The 18,259-nt window shown below is 73.5% G+C and carries 17 protein-coding genes, 1 tRNA gene and 1 pseudogene; 11 read left to right on the top strand and 8 right to left on the bottom strand.

The genetic code is table 11. The features are described 5' to 3' along the window. Positions 1-5: 5 nt before the first annotated feature. The 4 genes from EDC57_RS10415 to EDC57_RS10400 form a co-directional block, all read right to left on the bottom strand. Positions 6-2,195: a TRAP transporter permease gene (locus EDC57_RS10415; protein ID WP_123401779.1), complete on the bottom strand. Its 2,190-nt coding sequence runs from the start codon at positions 2,193-2,195 to the stop codon at positions 6-8. A 93-nt stretch (positions 2,196-2,288) separates the two neighbouring features. Next, positions 2,289-3,266, bottom strand: coding sequence for a TAXI family TRAP transporter solute-binding subunit (locus EDC57_RS10410; RefSeq protein ID WP_123401778.1), 978 nt, complete (start codon positions 3,264-3,266; stop codon positions 2,289-2,291). A 106-nt stretch (positions 3,267-3,372) separates the two neighbouring features. After that, complete coding sequence (locus EDC57_RS10405; RefSeq protein WP_123401777.1) at positions 3,373-4,671, bottom strand: pyridoxal phosphate-dependent aminotransferase; 1,299 nt, start codon at positions 4,669-4,671, stop codon at positions 3,373-3,375. 162 nt (positions 4,672-4,833) lie between these two features. Further along, positions 4,834-4,908 (bottom strand) — tRNA-Glu (locus EDC57_RS10400). A 164-nt stretch (positions 4,909-5,072) separates the two neighbouring features. Here EDC57_RS10400 and pcnB point away from each other — a divergent pair. The 6 genes from pcnB to panD all read left to right on the top strand — a co-directional run bounded on the left by pcnB (position 5,073) and on the right by panD (position 9,668). Further along, positions 5,073-6,368, top strand: coding sequence for a polynucleotide adenylyltransferase PcnB (pcnB, locus tag EDC57_RS10395; protein WP_123401776.1), 1,296 nt, complete (start codon positions 5,073-5,075; stop codon positions 6,366-6,368). Next, positions 6,365-6,877: a 2-amino-4-hydroxy-6-hydroxymethyldihydropteridine diphosphokinase gene (gene folK / locus EDC57_RS10390; protein ID WP_211331955.1), complete on the top strand. Its 513-nt coding sequence runs from the start codon at positions 6,365-6,367 to the stop codon at positions 6,875-6,877. The genes pcnB and folK overlap by 4 nt, the downstream gene beginning before the upstream one ends. Beyond that, positions 6,874-7,524 (top strand): deoxynucleoside kinase, encoded by a 651-nt coding sequence (locus EDC57_RS10385; RefSeq protein ID WP_123401775.1) that lies wholly within the window; start codon positions 6,874-6,876, stop codon positions 7,522-7,524. Before folK ends, EDC57_RS10385 begins: the two co-directional genes overlap by 4 nt. Positions 7,525-7,591: 67 nt before the next feature. After that, positions 7,592-8,407, top strand: a complete 816-nt coding sequence (panB, locus tag EDC57_RS10380; protein ID WP_123401774.1) for a 3-methyl-2-oxobutanoate hydroxymethyltransferase — start codon at positions 7,592-7,594, stop codon at positions 8,405-8,407. A gap of 14 nt (positions 8,408-8,421) precedes the next feature. Beyond that, positions 8,422-9,273 carry a pantoate--beta-alanine ligase gene (panC, locus tag EDC57_RS10375; protein WP_123401773.1) on the top strand — a complete coding sequence of 284 codons (852 nt, stop codon included), beginning with the start codon at positions 8,422-8,424 and terminating at the stop codon, positions 9,271-9,273. A 14-nt stretch (positions 9,274-9,287) separates the two neighbouring features. Next, a complete protein-coding gene (panD, locus tag EDC57_RS10370) occupies positions 9,288-9,668 on the top strand; it encodes an aspartate 1-decarboxylase (RefSeq protein WP_123401772.1) in 381 nt (126 codons plus the stop codon). 14 nt (positions 9,669-9,682) lie between these two features. Here panD and EDC57_RS10365 read toward each other — a convergent pair whose 3' ends face one another. Continuing rightward, positions 9,683-9,886, bottom strand: a complete 204-nt coding sequence (locus EDC57_RS10365) for an SAP domain-containing protein (protein ID WP_123401771.1) — start codon at positions 9,884-9,886, stop codon at positions 9,683-9,685. A gap of 54 nt (positions 9,887-9,940) precedes the next feature. Further along, the gene (gene glgA / locus EDC57_RS10360; protein ID WP_123401770.1) at positions 9,941-11,407 is read right to left on the bottom strand and encodes a glycogen synthase GlgA; all 1,467 of its coding nucleotides are present in this window, start codon (positions 11,405-11,407) and stop codon (positions 9,941-9,943) included. Between the two features lie 93 nt (positions 11,408-11,500). Here glgA and gnd point away from each other — a divergent pair, with 93 nt between their 5' ends. The 4 genes and pseudogenes from gnd to EDC57_RS13365 all read left to right on the top strand — a co-directional run. Beyond that, entirely contained in the window at positions 11,501-12,415 is a 915-nt protein-coding gene (gnd, locus tag EDC57_RS10355; protein ID WP_123401769.1) for a phosphogluconate dehydrogenase (NAD(+)-dependent, decarboxylating), read from the top strand. After that, on the top strand, positions 12,412-13,893 hold the full coding sequence (zwf, locus tag EDC57_RS10350) for a glucose-6-phosphate dehydrogenase (protein ID WP_123401768.1): 1,482 nt from the start codon (positions 12,412-12,414) through the stop codon (positions 13,891-13,893). Before gnd ends, zwf begins: the two co-directional genes overlap by 4 nt. A gap of 16 nt (positions 13,894-13,909) precedes the next feature. After that, positions 13,910-15,553 (top strand): glucose-6-phosphate isomerase, encoded by a 1,644-nt coding sequence (gene pgi / locus EDC57_RS10345; RefSeq protein ID WP_123401767.1) that lies wholly within the window; start codon positions 13,910-13,912, stop codon positions 15,551-15,553. A 224-nt stretch (positions 15,554-15,777) separates the two neighbouring features. After that, positions 15,778-16,458 (top strand): annotated as a pseudogene (locus tag EDC57_RS13365) (fibro-slime domain-containing protein); the annotation flags it as partial. A gap of 60 nt (positions 16,459-16,518) precedes the next feature. Here EDC57_RS13365 and EDC57_RS13185 read toward each other — a convergent pair. Further along, the gene (locus tag EDC57_RS13185; protein ID WP_123401765.1) at positions 16,519-17,277 is read right to left on the bottom strand and encodes a YdcF family protein; all 759 of its coding nucleotides are present in this window, start codon (positions 17,275-17,277) and stop codon (positions 16,519-16,521) included. A 26-nt stretch (positions 17,278-17,303) separates the two neighbouring features. Then, complete coding sequence (locus EDC57_RS10330; protein ID WP_148051454.1) at positions 17,304-17,657, bottom strand: hypothetical protein; 354 nt, start codon at positions 17,655-17,657, stop codon at positions 17,304-17,306. Between the two features lie 114 nt (positions 17,658-17,771). On the opposite strand from EDC57_RS10330, the gene EDC57_RS10325 reads away from it, so the two are divergent. Further along, positions 17,772-18,248, top strand: a complete 477-nt coding sequence (locus tag EDC57_RS10325) for a universal stress protein (RefSeq protein ID WP_123401763.1) — start codon at positions 17,772-17,774, stop codon at positions 18,246-18,248. Positions 18,249-18,259: the final 11 nt, after the last annotated feature.

Raw genomic sequence — 18,259 nt, 5'->3', positions numbered from 1 at the left:
CTCCCTCAGGGTGAGGCGGCCTGCGCCGCCGTGCGCCGGCGGTGGCGCGCCTTCTGGTGGAGATAGAGCAGCCCGTAGAGGAGCAGGGTCGCGGCCTGCACCGCCTCGTCCGGGACGGGGACCAGCTCCTCGTAGAGGCCGGGCCGGAAGAGGGCGATGGCGATGGCGAGCAGCAGCAGCCGCTCGGGCCAGGAGCAGCGGTCGCCGGACCAGCCCTGCATGAACGAGGCGAAGGCGAACATGGCGGCGAGCGAGGCGACGAAGACGAAGGCGATCTTGAGGGCGTTGGTCTCCCAGATGATGCCGCCGTCCGGGGTCGCCCCCGCGATCATGAGGAGATCCAGGTTGAAGATGAAGACGAAGGGCAGGATCGCGGTGCGCAGATCGTAGGTGAAGCCCTGGATGCCGGTGCGGATGGGGTCGGCGCGGGCGATGGCCGCAGCGGCGTAGGCCGCCAGCCCCACCGGCGGCGTGTCGTCGGCGAGGATGCCGAAGTAGAAGACGAAGAGGTGCGCGGCGATGAGGGGGAAGACGAGCCCGGCGTCGGCGCCGAGATGGACGATGACGGGGGCGGTCAGGGTCGCCATGATGATGTAGTTGGCGGTGGTGGGCAGCCCCATGCCGAGGACGATGCTGGTCAGCGCCGTCAGGATCAGCATCAGGTAGACGTTGCCCAGCGAGATCACCTCGATCACGGTGACGAAGCGGCCCACGAGCCCGGTGATGGTCACCACGCCGACGATGATCCCCGCGGCGGCCGTCGCCACGCCCACCGCGATCATGTTGCGGGCGCCGGCGATGAGCCCGTCCCAGATGTCGCGAAGCCCCTGAAGGAGGGCGCGGCCCAGGACGGCGCCGAGCCGCGTCTCGGGATCCAGGGTCCCGGCGCGGCGGCGTGCGCCGAGGGCGAGGTAGGCCATGATGGGCCGCTGCACCAGCATGATCACCACCAGGGCCTCGATGGCGAGCAGCGCCGACTGGATCGCCGAGCGCCGCAGCACCACGAGGAAGAGGATCAGGATCGCCAGCGGGATGACGTAGTGCAGCCCGCGCAGCACCGTCTTCAGGAAGGGCGGCAGCTCGCTGCGCGGCAGGGCCTGGATGCCGAGCTTCACGGCCTCGAGGTGGACCACGTAGAAGAGCGCCATGTAGGAGATGACGGCGGGGAAGAAGGCGGCGCGGACTACGTCGAGATAAGGGATCCCGAGGATCTCGGCCATGATGAAGGCCGCGGCACCCATGATGGGCGGCATGAGCTGGCCGTTGGTGGAGGCCGCCACCTCCACCGCGCCGGCCTTGTAGGCGGGCAGGCCCACCTTCTTCATGAGGGGGATGGTGAAGGTGCCGGTGGTGACGGTGTTGGCGATGGACGAGCCCGAGACCAGCCCGGTCAGGCCCGAGGCCACCACGCAGGCCTTGGCGGGGCCGCCGCGCAGGCCGCCGAGGCCGGCGAAGGCGACGTCGATGAAGTACTTGCCTGCGCCCGCCTTGTCCAGGAGCGCGCCGAAGAGGACGAAGAGGAAGACGAAGCTGGTGGAGACCCCCAGCGGCACCCCGAAGATGCCGGTGTCGGAGAGGTACATGTCGTTGATGACGAACTCCAGCGGGATGCCCCGGTGGCGCAGGATCTCCGGCATGTAGGGGCCGGCGAAGGTGTAGACGAGGAAGATCAGGCACAGCGTCGGCAGGGCCGGCCCCAGCGCCCGGCGCGCCGCCTCCAGCAGGAAGACGATCATGACCACGCCCATCCAGACGTCGAGCCGGGTGGGCAGGCCCGAGCGCATGACGATGCCCTCGTAGTCCCACCAGATGTAGAGGGCGGCGCCGGCGGCGACGGCGGCGAAGACGAAGTCGTAGACCGGCACGTACTCGCGGTGCGGGCGGGTGCCGAGCCGCGGGAAGAGGCGCTGCAGTCCGCGCAGCCAGAAGGGCGGGCGGCGGTGCTTGTAGAGCGGGTAGGCGAGGTAGACCAGGGCGATGGCGAAGGCGAGGTGCCAGGCCCGCGCGATGATGGCGTTGATGGGCCGGAACGCGATGTAGAGCTGGAAGCCGGACCACGCCAGGCACAGCAGCGTGATCAGGGCGGTGGTGAAGCGGCTCGCCGGCTCGCGCGGGCCGGTCTCCACCTCGGCGGCGATGCGTCGCGCCTCGGCCTCGGCCTCTGCGTCCACGACGTGCTTCTCGATCTCGGACATGGGCGGGTCACGCGGCGGGCGCCGCCCGCGCGGGCGGCGCGAGGAGTGGACGGCAAAGGAGAAGGGGGCGCCCGCGCCCCCTTCTCCGCTGCCTTACTCGGCGAGCGTCTTGGGGATCCTGAAGCCGCGCTCGCGGTAGTAGCGCAGCGCCCCCGGATGGAAGGGGGCCGACAGACCGCCGAGCATCTCCTCGGGCTGGAGGTGGCGGAAGGCGGCGTGGGCCCCGCGCAGCTCGTCCAGGTGCTCGAAGACGATCTTGACCACGTCGTAGACCATCTGCTCCGAGGCCTTGGCGCTGGTGACCACGGTGGCCTTGACGGCGTAGGTCTCCACGTCCTCGTCCACGCCGCGGTAGGTGCCGGCGGGGATCTTGGTCATGACGTAGTAGGGGCGCTCGGCGACGAAGCGCTTGATGGCCGGCGAGTTGATGGGGATGATGCGGATGTCGGTGGAGTTGGCCGGCTCCTCGATGGCCGCGCTCGGGTTGCCCACGGTGTAGAAGAAGGCGTCGATCTTGCGGTCGACGAGGGCGCGCGAGGCGTCATGCTGCTGCAGGCCCTCGGCCTGGATGTCCTTGTCGACGTCGATGCCGTAGAGGCGCAGCACGTCCATGGCGTTGCCCCGCTGGCCCGAGCCGGGGTTGCCGATGTTGACCCGCTTGCCCTTGAGGTCGGTCACCGAGCGGATGCCCGTGTCCTTGCGCGTGACCAGCAGCACCGTCTCCGGGTGCACGCTGAAGACGCTGCGCAGGTCCTTGACCGGCTTGCCCTCCCAGTCGGCGTTGCCGGTGTAGGCCTGCCAGTTGCGGTCGGACTGGGCGACGCCGAAGTCGAGCAGCCCGCGGTTGACGGCGTTGATGTTGAACACCGAGCCGAGGGCCGGCCGGCCGACGCAGTTGTACTTGCCGTCCGAGTACTTGTTGACCAGGCTGCAGACCTGGAGCGCGACCTGGTAGTAGACGCCGGTGACGGAACCGCCGCCGATGAGCAGGTCCTGCGCGGCGCGTGCCGGGGTGGCGGCGAAGGCCGCCGCAAGCGCCAGGGCGCCGAGGGTGCGGACGGGGATGCGCATGGTGATCCTCCTGTTGTCGTTGTCCTCATGGGCGTGCGGGGCCGCCCCGCGCGCCGTCGCCGCATTATAGCCTAGCGCGCCGCCCCCCCTTTTCCAGTCGGACGGGTCAGTCCGCGGTCCAATCCACCACGCGCTGCACCGCCGCGAGCACCCGGCCGCAGTAGGTCTCGAGGAAGTCGTCGTCGAGCTCCTGGTGGGGCGGGACCGCCTCGGCCGCGACCAGGGCGCGGGCCCCGTCGAAGTCGACGAAGGCCAGCCGTGCCGTGAGTTCCGCCGCGGGCCGGCCGAAGTCGGTGCCGGGAAGGATCGCGACCCCGGTCTCCTCCAGCAGCCGGTCGCAGAGCTCGCCCGAGGCGGTGATGCCGCGGCGGGCGAGGCGCTCGCGCAGGGGGCAGAAGTCCGGGAAGAGGTAGAAGCCGCCCTCGGGGGCGGCGCAGTCGATGCCCGCCGCGGTCAGCATCCCGTGCAGCCGCTGGGCCAGCGCGCGCAGGATGCGGCGCGAGTTGTGCAGGTAGCGCTCGATCTCGAGGCCGCCCTGGTAGGCGCGGATGGCCGCGTACTGGATCGGCGCGCTGGTGGAGGTGTAGGTCTCGCTCGCCACCGCGGCCATGGCGTCGAGCAGCCAGCGCAGGCTGGGCGGGAAGGTGAAGGTGCCGAGGCGCCAGCCGCCCGCGCCGGCCCACTTGCTGAGCCCCGCGCTGATGATGGTGCCCTCGGGGTAGAAGCGGGCGATGGAGGCGTGGCGGCCGTGGAAGTGGAGCTCGCCGTAGATCTCGTCGGAGATCAGGATGACGCGGTAGCGGCGCGCCACCTCCGCCAGCGCCTCGAGCTCGTCGGGTCCGTAGGTGGTGCCGGCCGGGTTGTTGGGGTAGTTGAGGATCAGGATGCGCGGGCGCGTGGGATCCGGGCGGCACAGGCGGTCCAGCGCCTCCGGCGTGATGCGCCAGCCGTCCTCGGCCCGGGTCGGCACCCAGCGCACGTGGCGGCCGATGATGGCGGCCTGGGGCGCATAGGAGACCCAGCTCGGGGTGGGGATGACGAGGTCGCCGTAGTAGACGAGCTGGACCAGGAACATCAGCTCCTTGCTGCCGGGGCCGATGAGGACGTCGGCGCCGCTGTACTCGACCCCCTCCTGGCGGCGGTGGTACTGGGCCACCGCCTCGCGCAGCTCCCGCAGCCCCTTCACGGGCAGGTAGGCCTTCTGGTGGGCCTGCGCCTTGAGCTCGTCCACCACCGGCTGCGGCACCGGGAAGGGCGACTGGCCGAGGCCGAGGCGGAAGACGTCGCGTCCTTCGTGGGCGAGCTGGGCGCAGCGCTCGTTGATGGCGAGCGTCGCCGAGGGGCCGAGGCCGCGCACGTTGAGGTTGAGGTGGATGGCGGGCACGTAGCGGTCGTCGAGGTTCATGCCGCTTCTCCGGCGGGGGTGGGTGAGGCGGGGGCCGGCGCGACGGGCGCGGGGCCGCTCCCGGGACGGGACCGGCGCGGGGGGCTTGATCTTGCCCCGGTCATGGGTGGCCGGGCCGGGATCGGGCGGTGCGGGCGGCGGGGACCGCCGCCCGCGGGTTGTTGGCGCTCCGTAGGGGATTCGAACCCCTGTTACCGGCGTGAGAGGCCGGCGTCCTGACCCCTAGACGAACGGAGCGTTCTGCTTGCACGCTCTGCTGCCGACGGTGTGCGGGCAACAAGAAAGCCTTCCGGCCTGTACGGCGCGAAAGGCGGGGCGTATTATACGCGCGCGTTTCGTCCTTGCACACCCCCCTCGCACGAAGCGGGAGGCGCCCCGGCGGCGGGGCGCTCGAAGGCCCCATGGAGAGTCCGGCACTGACGCGACAACCGATCATCGTCCCGCGCCCGGAGCACAACATCTCCCGCGCGAGCATCAGCGACAACGCCCTCAAGGTCCTCTACCGCCTGCGCAAGGCCGGCCACGAGGCCTATCTGGTGGGCGGCAGCGTGCGCGACCTCCTGCTCGGGCGCGAGCCCAAGGACTTCGACGTCGCCACCGACGCCCGGCCCGAGCGGGTGCGCGAGATCTTCCGCAACTGCCGCCTCATCGGACGGCGCTTCCGCCTCGCCCACGTCCACTTCAAGGGCGAGATCGTGGAGGTGGCGACGTTCCGGGCGCTGCACGACGGCGAGGGCGAGCGCGAGGTGGTCGACGGCATCATCGTCGCCGACAACCTCTACGGCACCCTCGAGGAGGACGCCTTCCGGCGCGACTTCACCGTCAACGCCCTCTACTACAACATCGACGACTTCTCGGTGGTGGACTACGTCGGCGGCATGGCCGACCTGCGCGCCGGGGTGCTGCGGCTCATCGGCGAGCCCGAGCGGCGCTACCGCGAGGACCCGGTGCGGATGCTGCGGGCGGCGCGCTTTGCCGCCAAGCTGGGCTTCCGCATCGACCCGGACACCGCCGGGCCCATCCTGCGGCTCGCGCCGCTGCTGCGCGAGGTGCCGCCGGCGCGGCTGTTCGAGGAGGTGCTCAAGCTCTTCCTCGGCGGGTACGGACTCGAGAGCTTCGAGCGGATGCGCGCGCTCGGGCTCTTCGGCGAGCTCTTTCCGGAGGTGGAGGCGCTGCTCGCCGAGGAGGAGGCGGGCTACCCGCGGACCTTCCTCGCCCACGCCCTGGCCAACACCGACGAGCGCGTGGGCGAGGGCCGACCGGTGACGCCGGCCTTCCTCCTCGCCTGCCTGCTGTGGGAGCCGGTGCGCCGCCAGGCCGCGATCCACCGCGCCGCCGGCATGGCCGAGACCGAGTCGCTGCACGCCGCCGCCGAGGACGTCATCGCCCGCTGCCAGGCGCGGGTGGCCATCCCGCGCCGCTTCGCCACGCCGATGCGCGAGATCTGGACCCTGCAGCCGCGGTTCGCGCGCCGAAGCGGCCGCCGCCCGCAGCGCTTCCTGACCCATCCGCGCTTCCGTGCCGCCTACGACTTCCTGCTTCTGCGCGCCCGCGGCGGCGAGGACGTCGAGGAGCTGGCGCAGTGGTGGACCCGCTTCCAGGAGGCCGACCGCGACGGGCAGCAACGCATGATGGAGGGCCGCGCCGCGGGCGGGCGGCGCAGGCGCCGTCGGCGGCGGCGCAAGACGGCGGAGTGAGGGCGGCCGCGCCGGTGCCCTGCGCCGTCGCCCTCGGCGCCAACCTGGGCGATGCGGCGGCGACCCTGCGCGCGGCGGTGGCGGCGCTCGCGGCCCTGCCCGGGACGCGGCTCCTCGCCTGCTCGGCCCTCTACCGCACGGCGCCGGTGGGCCCGCCGGGGCAGCCCGACTACCTCAACGCGGCCGCCCTCCTCGCCACCGGGCTCGACCCCGAGGGGCTGCTGGACGCGCTCCAGGCCATCGAGCGCGCCCACGGACGGCGGCGCGACGGTTCGCGCTGGGGGCCGCGCACCTTGGACCTCGATCTGCTAACCTACGGCGGCCTGCGCTACCGCAGCCGGCGGCTCGAGGTGCCCCATCCGCGCATCGCCGAGCGGCCCTTCGTGCTGGTGCCGCTGGCCGAGATCGCCCCCGGGCTCGAGATCCCGGGGGTCGGCCGGGTGGAGGCACTGCGGCGCCGCGGCGGCGAGGCGGGCATCCTGGAGCGCATCGGGGGGCAGGGGGCGTGAGCGGCGCCGGCGGGCGCTACATCGTCGTCGAGGGGCCGATCGGGGTAGGCAAGACGAGCCTGGCGCGCAGGCTCGCGGCGAGCCTCGGCGCCGAGCTGCTGCTGGAGGCGGCTGAGGAGAACCCGTTCCTCGAGCGCTTCTACCGCGACCCGCGCGGGGCGGCCCTGCCGACCCAGCTCGCCTTCCTGATCCAGCGCGTGCAGCAGCTCGAGGCCCTGCGCCAGGGCGACCTCTTCCGCGGCGATCTCGTCGCCGACTATCTCCTCGCCAAGGACCGCCTCTTCGCCGAGGTCACCCTGGACGCCGACGAGCTGCGCCTCTACGAGGCCTTCCACCGGCGGCTCGCGCCCAACCCGCCGCCGCCGGACCTCGTGATCTACCTCCAGGCCCCGGTGGGCGTGCTGCTGGCGCGCATCGCCCGACGCGGCCGGCCGTGGGAGCGCGGCATCGAGGCCGGGTACCTGGAGCGGCTGGCGGAGGCCTACACCCGCTTCTTCCACCACTACGACGAGGCGCCGCTACTCATCGTCAACGCCGCCGAGATCGATCTCGTCGACAGCGAGGCCGACTACGAGGCCCTGCTGCGGCACGTGCGCGCCACCCGCCACGGGCGCCACTATCTCAACCCGGCGCCCATGGGCCTGTGAGCGGGGCGGGTCGGGGCGGCTGCTGCGCTGCGATATAATCGCCGCCTTTCCACAGCGGGGGCATCCCATGACGGGGTCGGACGCCGACAAGCCGGTGACGGTGGCGCGCCTGCGGCGGATGAAGGAGGCCGGCGAGCGCATCGCCGCCCTCACCGCCTACGACGCCAGCTTCTGCGCCCTCCTGGAGGAGGGCGGCGTCGAGGTGATCCTCGTCGGCGACTCGCTGGGCATGGTGGTGCAGGGCCATGACACCACGGTCCCGGTCACCGTCGAGCAGATGGTCTACCACACCGCCTGCGTCGCCCGCGCCCGGCGTCGGGCGCTGCTCGTCGCGGACCTGCCCTTCCTCAGCTACACCACGCCGGAGCAGGCCCTGGCCAGCAGCGCCCGGCTGATGCAGGAGGGGGGCGCGCAGATGGTCAAGCTCGAGGGCGGGGCGACGCAGCTCGCCACCGTCGAGGCCCTGGCCGCCCGCGGCGTGCCGGTCTGCGCCCACCTGGGCCTGCAGCCGCAGTCGGTGCACAAGCTGGGGGGCTTCCGCGTGCAGGGGCGCGACGCCGAGGCGGCGCGGCGGATGCTCGCCGATGCCCGCGCCCTGGAGGCGGCGGGCGCCGATCTGCTGATCCTCGAGTGCGTGCCGCGCGCGCTCGCGGCCGACATCGCCGCGGCGCTCGCCATCCCCGTGATCGGCATCGGCGCGGGGCCGCGCTGCGACGGCCAGATCCTGGTCAGCTACGACATGCTCGGGATCTACCGCGGGCGCCGCCCGCGCTTCTCGCGCAACTTCGCCGAGGGGTCGGCGGACCTGCTGGCGGCGGTGCGGGCCTACGTCGCCGCGGTCAAGGACGGCAGCTTCCCGGGGCCCGAGCACGGCTTCGACTGAGACGGGGGATGGCCATGACCGAGCTCGTGCACACCCGGCAGGCGGTGGCGGCGCAGGTCGCCGCCTGGCGCGCCGAGGGCCTCGAGGTCGGCTTCGTGCCCACCATGGGCAACCTCCACGAGGGCCACCTGCGGCTCGTGGATCGGGCCCTGGAGATGGCGCCGCGGGTGGTGGTGAGCGTCTTCGTCAACCCCATGCAGTTCGGCCCCGGCGAGGACTACGAGCGCTATCCGCGCACCCTCGAGGCCGACCTCGCGCTGCTCGAGGCGCGCGGCGCCCACCTGCTGTTCGCGCCCGAGGTGGCGGAGATCTACCCCCGCCCCATGGAGGAGACGACGCGGGTGGAGGTGCCGGGGCTGTCCGACATCCTCTGCGGGGCCTTCCGGCCCGGCCACTTCGTCGGCGTGGCCACGGTGGTGGCCAAGCTGCTGCACATCGTGCGCCCCGACGTCGCCGTCTTCGGCCGCAAGGATTACCAGCAGCTCGTCATCATCCGCCGCATGGTGGAGGACCTTTGCATCCCGGTGCGGATCGAAGGCGTGGACACCGTGCGCGAGCCCGACGGGCTCGCCATGAGCTCGCGCAACGCCTATCTGACGGCGGACGAGCGCGTCCGTGCCCCCGAGCTGCATGGGGCGCTCGCGGAGGCGGCGGCGCGGCTGCGCGCCGGCGAGGACGACTTCGCCGCCGTCGAGGCCGCGGGGCGGGCGCGCCTGGAGGCGGCGGGGATGCGGCCGGACTACTTCGCCGTGCGCCGCGCGGCGGATCTCGCCGAGCCGGCCCCCGGCGAGCGGGCGCTGGTGGTGCTCGCCGCCGCCCGTCTCGGCTCGGCGCGCCTCATCGACAACGTGGTGGTGGAACGCTAGGGGAGGAGCGGCGGATGCGGCTCACCATGCTCAAGGCCAAGCTGCACAAGGTCACCGTGACCCACGCCGAGCTCGAGTACGAGGGCTCCTGCGCCATCGACGGCGCGCTGCTGGATGCCTCCGGCATCCGCGAGTTCGAGCAGGTGCACATCTACAACCTCGCCAACGGCGAGCGCTTCACCACCTACGCCATCCGCGCCGAGGAGGGCTCGGGGGTGATCTCGATGAACGGCGCCGCGGCACGCAAGGCCGCGCCCGGCGACCGCGTCATCATCTGCGCCTACGCCGTCCTCGACGAGGCCGAGCTCGAGGGCTTCGAGCCGGTGCTGCTCTACTTCGACGGCGCCAACCGCATCGTCCGCCGCGCAGGCTCCATCCCCAAGCAGGCCGCCTGAGGGCGCCCGGCGGCTCAGGCCGCGCCCCGCCTCGACAGGGCGAGGCAGTCCTCGCGCCAGCGGCAGCCGAGCTGGTCGCACTCGCCGTCGTAGGCGGTGGCGAAGCAGTCGAAGTTGCCCTCCGCGCGCTGGATGGTCCGGACCAGCTCCACCTTGCGGAGGCGGCCGGGGTGGACGCCCTTCTCCCGGGCGATGAGGCGGATCTCCTTCATGTTCATAGGCGACGCTCCGGGGCGCGGTGATGCCCGCGCCGTCGACAGGGGATTGCGGTGTCAGGTTAGCACGGCGGCGTCGCGGTCGGCGACAGCGGCGCGATAGACCGCGAGGTACTGCCGCGCGCTCTCGGGCCAGCCGAAGTCGAGGCCCATGCCGGTGTCCTGGAGCCGCCGCCAGGCGCGCCGGTCGCGGTACAGGTCGAGGGCGCGGCCGAGGGCCTCGGCCAGCGCCCAGGGCTCGGCCTGGTCGAAGACGAAGCCGGTGGCGAGCCCCGCGCGCAGGTGGTGGGGGAGGGCGTCGATGACGGTGTCGGCAAGCCCCCCCGTGCGGCGCACCACCGGGAGCGTGCCGTAGCGCAGGCTGTAGAGCTGCGACAGGCCGCAGGGCTCGAAGCGCGAGGGCATGGCGAAGAGGTCGGCGCCGGCCTCCATGCGATGGGCCAGGGCCTCGTCGTAGCCGATGCGCGCCGCCATGCGCCCGGGATGGGCCGCGGCGGCGTCGCGCACCGCCCGCTCCAGGGCGGGGTCGCCGGTGCCCAGCACCGCAAGCTGGAAGCGCCGGCGCGGCCAGAGCGCGGCCGCGGCGTCGACGAGCAGATCGACCCCCTTCTGCGCCACGAGGCGGCCGACGTGGACCACCAAGGGCGCCGCGGGATCCGGCTCGAGGCCCAGCTCCGCCTGGAGGGCGGCCTTGCAGGCGGCCTTGCCCTGCAGCCGGCCGGGCCCGTAGCGGCAGGGCAGGTGGGGGTCGTGGCGGGGATCCCAGAGCGCGTAGTCGACCCCGTTGAGGATCCCGTGCAGCCGCTCCGAGCGCGCCCGCAGCAGGCCGTCGAGGCCCTCGCCGTGGGTCGGGGTGCGGATCTCGCGGGCGTAGGTGGGGCTGACCGTGGTGATGCGGTCGGCGAACGCGAGCCCGCCCTTGATGAAGGCCATGGCGCCCCAGAACTCCAGCGCCTCGGGATGCCACCAGGCCGCGGGCAGGCCGAGGGCGTCGAAGACCTCGCGCCCGTAGATCCCGCGGTAGGCGAGGTTGTGGATGGTGAAGACGGTGGCGGGGCGGTCCCGCTCGGCGGCGAGAAGGGCGGGGGCGAGGGCGGTCTGCCAGTCGTGGGCGTGAAGGACGTCGGCGCGCCAGCCGAGGCCGCAGCGGTCGAGGGCGATCTCCGCCGCGGCGCGGGCAAGCAGCGCGAAGCGCTGCGGGTTGTCGGGCCAGTCGTGGCCGCCGGGGGCGGTGTAGGGGTGGCCCTCGCGGCGGAAGGCGGGGGCGTCCAGGAGCCAGAGCGGGACCGAGGTGCCGGGCAGGCGGCCGGCGAGGAGCACCGCCTCGCCCAGCGGCGGCAGCGTCAGGCGCGCCGCCGGGCGCAGCCGCCCGGCCCGCGCGCGGGCCTCCGGGTAGGCGGGCAGCAGCAGGCGCACGTCCTGGCGCAGCCGCCGCAGGGCCGGGGGCAGGGCGCCGGCGACGTCGCCGAGACCGCCGGTCTTGACGAGGGGCACCGCCTCGCTGGCAACGAACAGGACGCGCATCCGGTCTCCCCTTCCGTGAGCAGGTGCGGGCACGGGCCGGACTATACTGGTCCGTCCGGCGTGGGAGAAGCGCGAGAGAGGGGGGAGCGAACGGTGCGGATCGCGATCGCGGGACTCGGCCGCATGGGCGGCAACATGGCGCGGCGGCTGCGCCGCGCGGGCATCGGGGTGGTGGGCTGGAACCGCACCCGGGCGGTGACCGACGCCCTCGCGGCGGAGTGCGGGGTGGAGCCTGCGGCGAGCCTCGCCGAGGCGGTGCGGCGGCTGCGCGCCCCGCGCGTGCTGTGGCTGATGCTGCCCGCCGGGGGGGCCACCGAGCAGGCCTTCGGCGAGGCCTTGGGGCTGCTCGAGGCCGGCGACGTCCTCGTGGACGGGGCCAACAGCGACTACCGCGACAGCCAGCGCCGCGCGCAGGAGGCGGCGGCGCGCGACATCCGCTTCGTCGACTGCGGCACCTCGGGCGGGATCTGGGGCCTGGAGGCGGGCTACTGCCTGATGCTGGGCGGCGAGGCCGAGGCGGTGCAGATCCTGCGCCCGGTCCTGGACGCCCTCGCCCCGCCGAAGGGCTGGGCCCACGTGGGGCCGGCCGGCGCCGGGCACTACGTGAAGATGATCCACAACGGGATCGAGTACGGGATGATGCAGGCGCTGGCCGAGGGGCTGGCGCTGCTGCGCGCCAAGGAGACCTTCGGCATCGATCTTGCCCAGGTGGCGGAGCTGTGGCGTCACGGCTCGGTGGTGCGCAGCTGGCTGCTCGATCTCACCGCGGAGGCGCTCGCGCGCGACCCGGACCTGCGCGGGGTGGCGCCGTGGGTGGAGGATTCGGGCGAGGGGCGCTGGACCGTGCGCGAGGCGGTGGATCTCGCGGTGCCGGCGCCGGTGATCACCCTCTCGCTCATGGCGCGCTTCCAGAGCCGCGACGAGGACGGCTTCGCGGCGCGGGCCCTGGCGGCGATGCGCAACGCCTTCGGTGGCCACCGCATCCGCGCCGCGGAGGCGCCGCGATGAGGGGCGGCGGGCGCTGCACCTTCGTCATCTTCGGCGCGAGCGGCAACCTCTCGCGCACCAAGCTCATGCCGGCGCTCTACCACCTGGACGCCGACGGGCGGCTGCCCCCGGGCGTGGACATCGTGGGCATCGGGCGGCGGGACTGGGACGAGGGGCGCTTCCGCGAGGAGGTGCGCGGCTGGATCGAGGGGCGCGTCCGCGGCGGCCTCGACGAGGCGGCGTGGGGGCGCTTCGCGCAGCGGCTCGGCTTCCAGCGCGGGGATCTCGCCGACGCCGCCCTCTACGAGGCCCTGGGGCGGCGCCTCGGGGACGGCGGGACGCCGGCGAGCGCGGTCTTCTACCTCGCCATCCGCCCGGCGGAGTTCGCGGTGGTGGCCGAGCGGCTGGCGGCGGCGGGGCTCAACCGGGCCGAGGGCGGGTGGCGGCGCCTGGTGGTGGAGAAGCCCTTCGGCTACGACCTCGACAGCGCCCGCCGGCTGGAGGCGAGGCTGCACCGCGCCTTCGACGAGGAGCAGATCTTCCGCATCGACCACTACCTCGGCAAGGGCACGGTGCAGAACATCCTCGTGCTGCGCTTCGCCAACCTGCTCTTCGAGCCGCTCTGGAACCGCAACCACATCGACCACGTGCAGATCACCCACGCCGAGGCGCGCGGCCTCGAGGGGCGGGCCGAGTACTACGACGGTGCGGGCGCACTGCGCGACATGGTGCAGAGCCACCTGCTGCAGGTGCTCACCCTGGTGGCCATGGAGCCGCCGGCGAGTCTCGACGCCGAGGCCCTGCGCGACGAGAAGGTGAAGGTGCTGCGCTCGATCCGGCCGATCCCGCGCCGCGCCGTCCACGCCCACGCCTTCCGCGCCCAGTACGCCGCGGGCCGGATCGGGGACGAGCGGGTGCCGGGCTACGTGGAGGAGCCGGGCGTGCCGCGCGACAGCACCACCGAGACCTTCTGCGCCCTCAAGCTCTACATCGACAACTGGCGCTGGCGCGGTGTGCCCTTCTACATCCGCACCGGCAAGCGCATGGCGCGCGACAGCTCGCTGGTGGCGGTGCGCTTCCGCCACGTGCCGCAGCAGCTCTTCCGCGAGACCCCGCTGGAGCGGGTCGCGCCCAACTGGATCGTGATCGGGATGCAGCCGCAGGAATGCCTGCGCGTGGAGCTGCAGGTCAAGCAGCCGGGGCTGGAACTGCGCACGCAGCCGAGCATGCTCGACGCGAGCTACTGCGGCATGCCGGCGCCGCCTCTGGACGCCTATGAGGCGCTGCTGCTGGACGTGCTCGAGGGCGACCGCTCGCTGTTCCTGCGCGCCGACGAGGTGGAGTGGGCCTGGCGCGTGGTGGATCCCATCCTCCAGGTCTGGAGCACCGAGCGCGACTTCATCCACACCTACCCCGCCGGGAGCTGGGGGCCGGCGGAGGCGAGCCGGTTGTTCGAGGACGAGGATCAGGAATGGCGGCACACGCTGGATCCCACCTGAAGGGGAGGAGGGCAAGGTGAGCGAGACGCGGCTCGGCTGGCCGGAGTGGCAGGCGCTCGAGGCCCACGCGCGCGCGGTGCGGCAGCTGCACCTGCGCCGGCTCTTCGAGGAGGACCCGGGGCGCTTCGAGCGGCTCTCGTTCCGCTTCGACGACCTGCTGCTGGACCTGTCCAAGAACCTCGTCACCGACGAGACCCTGCGCCTGCTGCTGCGCCTGGCCGAGCGCGCCGACGTGCCCGGCTGGATCGCGCGCATGTTCGCGGGGGAGCGCATCAACCACACCGAGGGGCGGGCGGTGCTGCACGTGGCGCTGCGCAATCGCAGCGGGCGCCCGATCCGGGTCGACGGCGAGGACGTGATGCCCCGGGTGGAGGCGGTGCTCGCGCGCATGCGCGCCTTCAGCGAGGCGGTGCGCACCGGCGCATGGCGCGGCCACACGGGCCGGCGCATCACCGACGTGGTCAACCTGGGCATCGGCGGCTCCGACCTCGGCCCGCGCATGGTCTGCCGCGCGCTGCGCCCCTGGGGCGGGCCGCTGCGGGTGCACTTCGTGGCCAACGTGGATGGGGCCGACCTCGCCGACACCCTCGCCGGCCTCGACCCCGAGCGCACCCTCTTCATCGTCGCCTCCAAGAGCTTCACCACCCAGGAGACGCTGACCAACGCGCGCTCGGCGCGCGCCTGGCTGCTGGAGCGCCTCGCCGACGAGGCGGCGGTGGCCCGGCACTTCGTCGCCGTCTCCACCCACCGCGAGGCGGTGGCCGCCTTCGGCATCGACCCCGCCAACATGTTCGAGTTCTGGGACTGGGTCGGCGGGCGCTTCTCCCTCTGGTCGGCCATCGGCCTGCCCATCGCCCTCTACGTGGGCATGGACCGCTTCGAGGCGCTGCTCGCCGGCGCCCACGAGATGGACGAGCACTTCCGCACCGCGCCGCTGGGGGCGAACCTCCCGGTGCTGCTGGCCCTCGTGGGCGTCTGGTACGTGGACTTCCTCGGCGCCGAGACCCAGGCCGTGCTGCCCTACGACCAGCGCCTCGAACGCCTCCCGGCCTATCTGCAGCAGGCGGAGATGGAGAGCAACGGCAAGTCGGTGGACCGCGCCGGCCGCCGCGTGGGCTGGCACACCTGCCCGGTGGTCTGGGGCGAGCCCGGCACCAACGGCCAGCACGCCTTCTTCCAGCTCCTGCACCAGGGTACGCGGCTCGTGCCGTGCGACTTCCTCCTCGCCGCCGAGGGCGGCGACCCCTACCCGGAGCATCACCGTATCCTGGTGGCCAACGCGCTCGCCCAGGCCGAGGCCCTGATGCGGGGGCGGACCGAGGCCGAGGCCCGTGCCGAGCTGGAGGCGGCAGGCCTCTCCGGCGAGGCCCTGGAGCGGCTCCTGCCGCACAAGGTCTTCCCCGGCAACCGTCCCAGCACCTTCATCCTCTACCGCCGCCTGGACCCGCGCACCCTCGGCCGCCTCATCGCCCTCTACGAGCACAAGATCTTCGTCCAGGGGGTGATCTGGGACGTCAACGCCTTCGACCAGTGGGGCGTGGAGCTCGGCAAGCAGCTCGCAAGCGCCATCCTGCCCGAGCTGGAGGGGGGCGCGACGGGGGCCCACGACGCCTCCACCGTGGGGCTCATGCAGCACTGGCGCAACCTCGTCGGCGGCTGAGGCCGGCGCCTGCGGGGCGCATCCCCTGCGTCCGCGCCGGGCAGCCCGGACGGCGGCCCGGCGGCGCGGGCGCGCAGCCCTCCCCGGGGGTGTCGGTTTTCTTTACACCCGGCCGCCCGATCCCCCGCCCGAACCGGGAAGGAAGCCGAGCAATCAACAGGGTGCATCATGCGGCACGATGGTTGCATGGGGAGGGATCGAGGTCTTCCCTGGAGGTGTGCAGAATGAGATTGCTGGCAGACGGACGCACGGGCCGCGCGCTCGGCCTTGCCGTGCTGATGCTCGGCTCGGGCGCGGCGGGGGCGGTGACGCTGACGGGGACCATCCGGGACTTCTGCGCCCCCGACATCCCGGGCACGTGCACGCGCCTTGCCGACTTCGAGGGTGCCATCACCGGCGTGGTCACGGGCATGGTGAGCCCGACCCTCAACGCCGCGGGACTTCCCGACTACGTGGGCGGCGGCGCGGGCGCCACCAACGCCGCCAACTTCGCCCGGTGGTACACGGACGCGCCGGGCTTCAACACGCCCATCCCCTATGCGCTGACGCTGACCGAGACGGCGCCCGGGAGCGGGGTCTTCAGCTTCGCCAGCAGCGCCTTCTTCCCCGTCGACGGCATGGGGTTCGGCAATCAGGGCCGGTCGCACAACTACCACTTCACCCTGCACCTGGAGGGGCAGACGAGCTTCCGGGCCGCGGACAGTTTCACCTTCACCGGCGACGACGACCTCTGGATCTACGTCGGGGGGCGGCTCGCCATCGACCTCGGCGGGGTGCACGGCGCCGCGTCGAAGACCATCACGGGAGCGGACCTGCTGGCGTTGGGGCTCGAGGAGGACACCCTGTACGACCTCGACGTCTTCTTCGCCGAACGGCACACGGTGGCCTCCAACTTCAACATCACCACCAGCTTCCGCATCGCCCCCCCGTCGAGCGTGCCGGAGCCTGTGGGCCGCGCGCCGCGCTCAGGGGCGCAGGCCGAGGGCGTAGACCGCGCGCCCGATCCACTCGTGCAGGGCGCGTCGGGTCTGCACGAGGGCGTCCGCGTTCGGAAGCAGGGCGCGCCAGCCGCGGGTGGTGGGGTCGGCGGTGGTGAAGCCCGTGGGTGAGGGGATCACCTCGAAGCCCGCCGCGCGGAAGGCCTGCACGGCCCGTGGCATGTGCCAGGCGTGGGTGACGAGGGCGATGCGGCGCACCCCCTCGGGCAGGAGCAGGGCGGCGGCGTAGCGGGCGTTGTCGAAGGTGTGGCGGCTGCGCCCGTCGGCCCAGCGCACGGCGACACCGAAGTCGCGCGCGAGCACCCGGGTCATGATCTCCGCCTCGGCGGTGCCCGTGCCGAGGGGATCGCCGCCGATCACCGCCAGCGGCAGGCCCGTCTCCCGCTGCAGCCTCGCCGCCCAGCGGAGGCGCACGAGCTCCCCGGCCCCGGAGGTGTCGCCGCCGTACTCGGGGGCGTCGGGATAGCGCGTGTAGGCGAGGACGACGATGGCCTGCGCCCCCCGCGCCCGCACCGCGGCCGCATCAAGGGCCGGATCGCGCTCCAGGGGCGCCGTGACGAGGCGCGCAAGCCACGGCGTGGCGCCGAGCCAGAGCGCGGCCAGCGCAAGCCCCACCAGGAGCCTGCGCAGGCGGCCGCGCAGGGCGAGCGCCGCGAGCGCCAGCAGCAGCGGCCCTGCGGGCGGATAGAGCAGCGTCTCGAGGGTCCGTGCGGTGAGGATGTCCATGGTCCCGGGGGCGGCCTGGGCGCCGCTCAGGGATCGGGGGCGACGCGGCGGACGAAGAGGATCTCGGGGAAGGTGCGGTCCAGGCGGCGGCTGTGGAAGTTCCGCATGAGCACGCCGGGTCCGAAGCGGATGCGCCCGTGATCGGGCAGCGCCGTACGCGGGGCGGCGAGCCAGAGCTCGCGGCCCGCCGTCTCCACCCGCAGGTAGAGGTAGCGGTTGCTGGGGATGTGCTCGAGCACGCGCCCGCGGTAGGGCAGGGCGACCGGATCGGGGATGCCCAGCAGCCCGGAGGCCTCGTCCGGGGTCGGGTGCCCGGGCGGCGGTGCGGCCGCCGAGGCGGCGGCGGCGAGGACGAGGGCTGCGGCGGACGCGCGCATCACGGGAACGATCGCAGATGCGGCACCGCGGCGCAAGGGGCGCCCCAGCGGCGGGTGGCGGAGCGCCGCGGGAGGGTCCATGATGGGGGGGGCGGTGGACGTGGTGGAGCGAGGGTGATGATGCCGGAGTATCGCAAGGTCCTCTGCGCGGTGGAGGTGGGCGAGCACGGCGAGCCCGTGGTCGCCCATGCGGCGGGGCTCGCCCTGCGCTACGGGGCGGCGCTGACGGTGCTGCACGTGGTGGAGGCGGCGAGCGGGTTCGCCGAGGCCCTGGTGGAGGAGCACATCCCCCACGAGACCCGCCGCCGGATCTGGGAGGAGGGGCTCGCGCGCATCCGCGGCGAGCTCGAGGCCATGGCCGCCCGCGTCGTCGCCCGCGACCTCGGCGGGCGCAGCCCCGCGCCGCTGGCGGCGCGGGTCGCCGAGGGGCGGCCTGCCGCCGTGATCCTCGCCCTCGCCGAGGAGACGGGCGCGGACCTCATCGTGCTCGGCAGCCACGGCCGCTCCACCCTGGGCGAGGTGCTGGTGGGCTCCACCGCCCACCGGGTGAGCCAGCGCGCGCGGGTGCCGGTGCTGCTGGTGCCGCTGCGCTGACCGCCCCGCCC

Origin of the sequence: Inmirania thermothiophila (genome assembly GCF_003751635.1) — a bacterium.
In the GTDB taxonomy this organism is placed as follows: Bacteria; Pseudomonadota; Gammaproteobacteria; order DSM-100275; family DSM-100275; genus Inmirania; species Inmirania thermothiophila.
The sequence above is the reverse complement of the archived record's forward strand: the minus strand, read 5'-3'. Positions and strand labels throughout refer to the sequence as shown.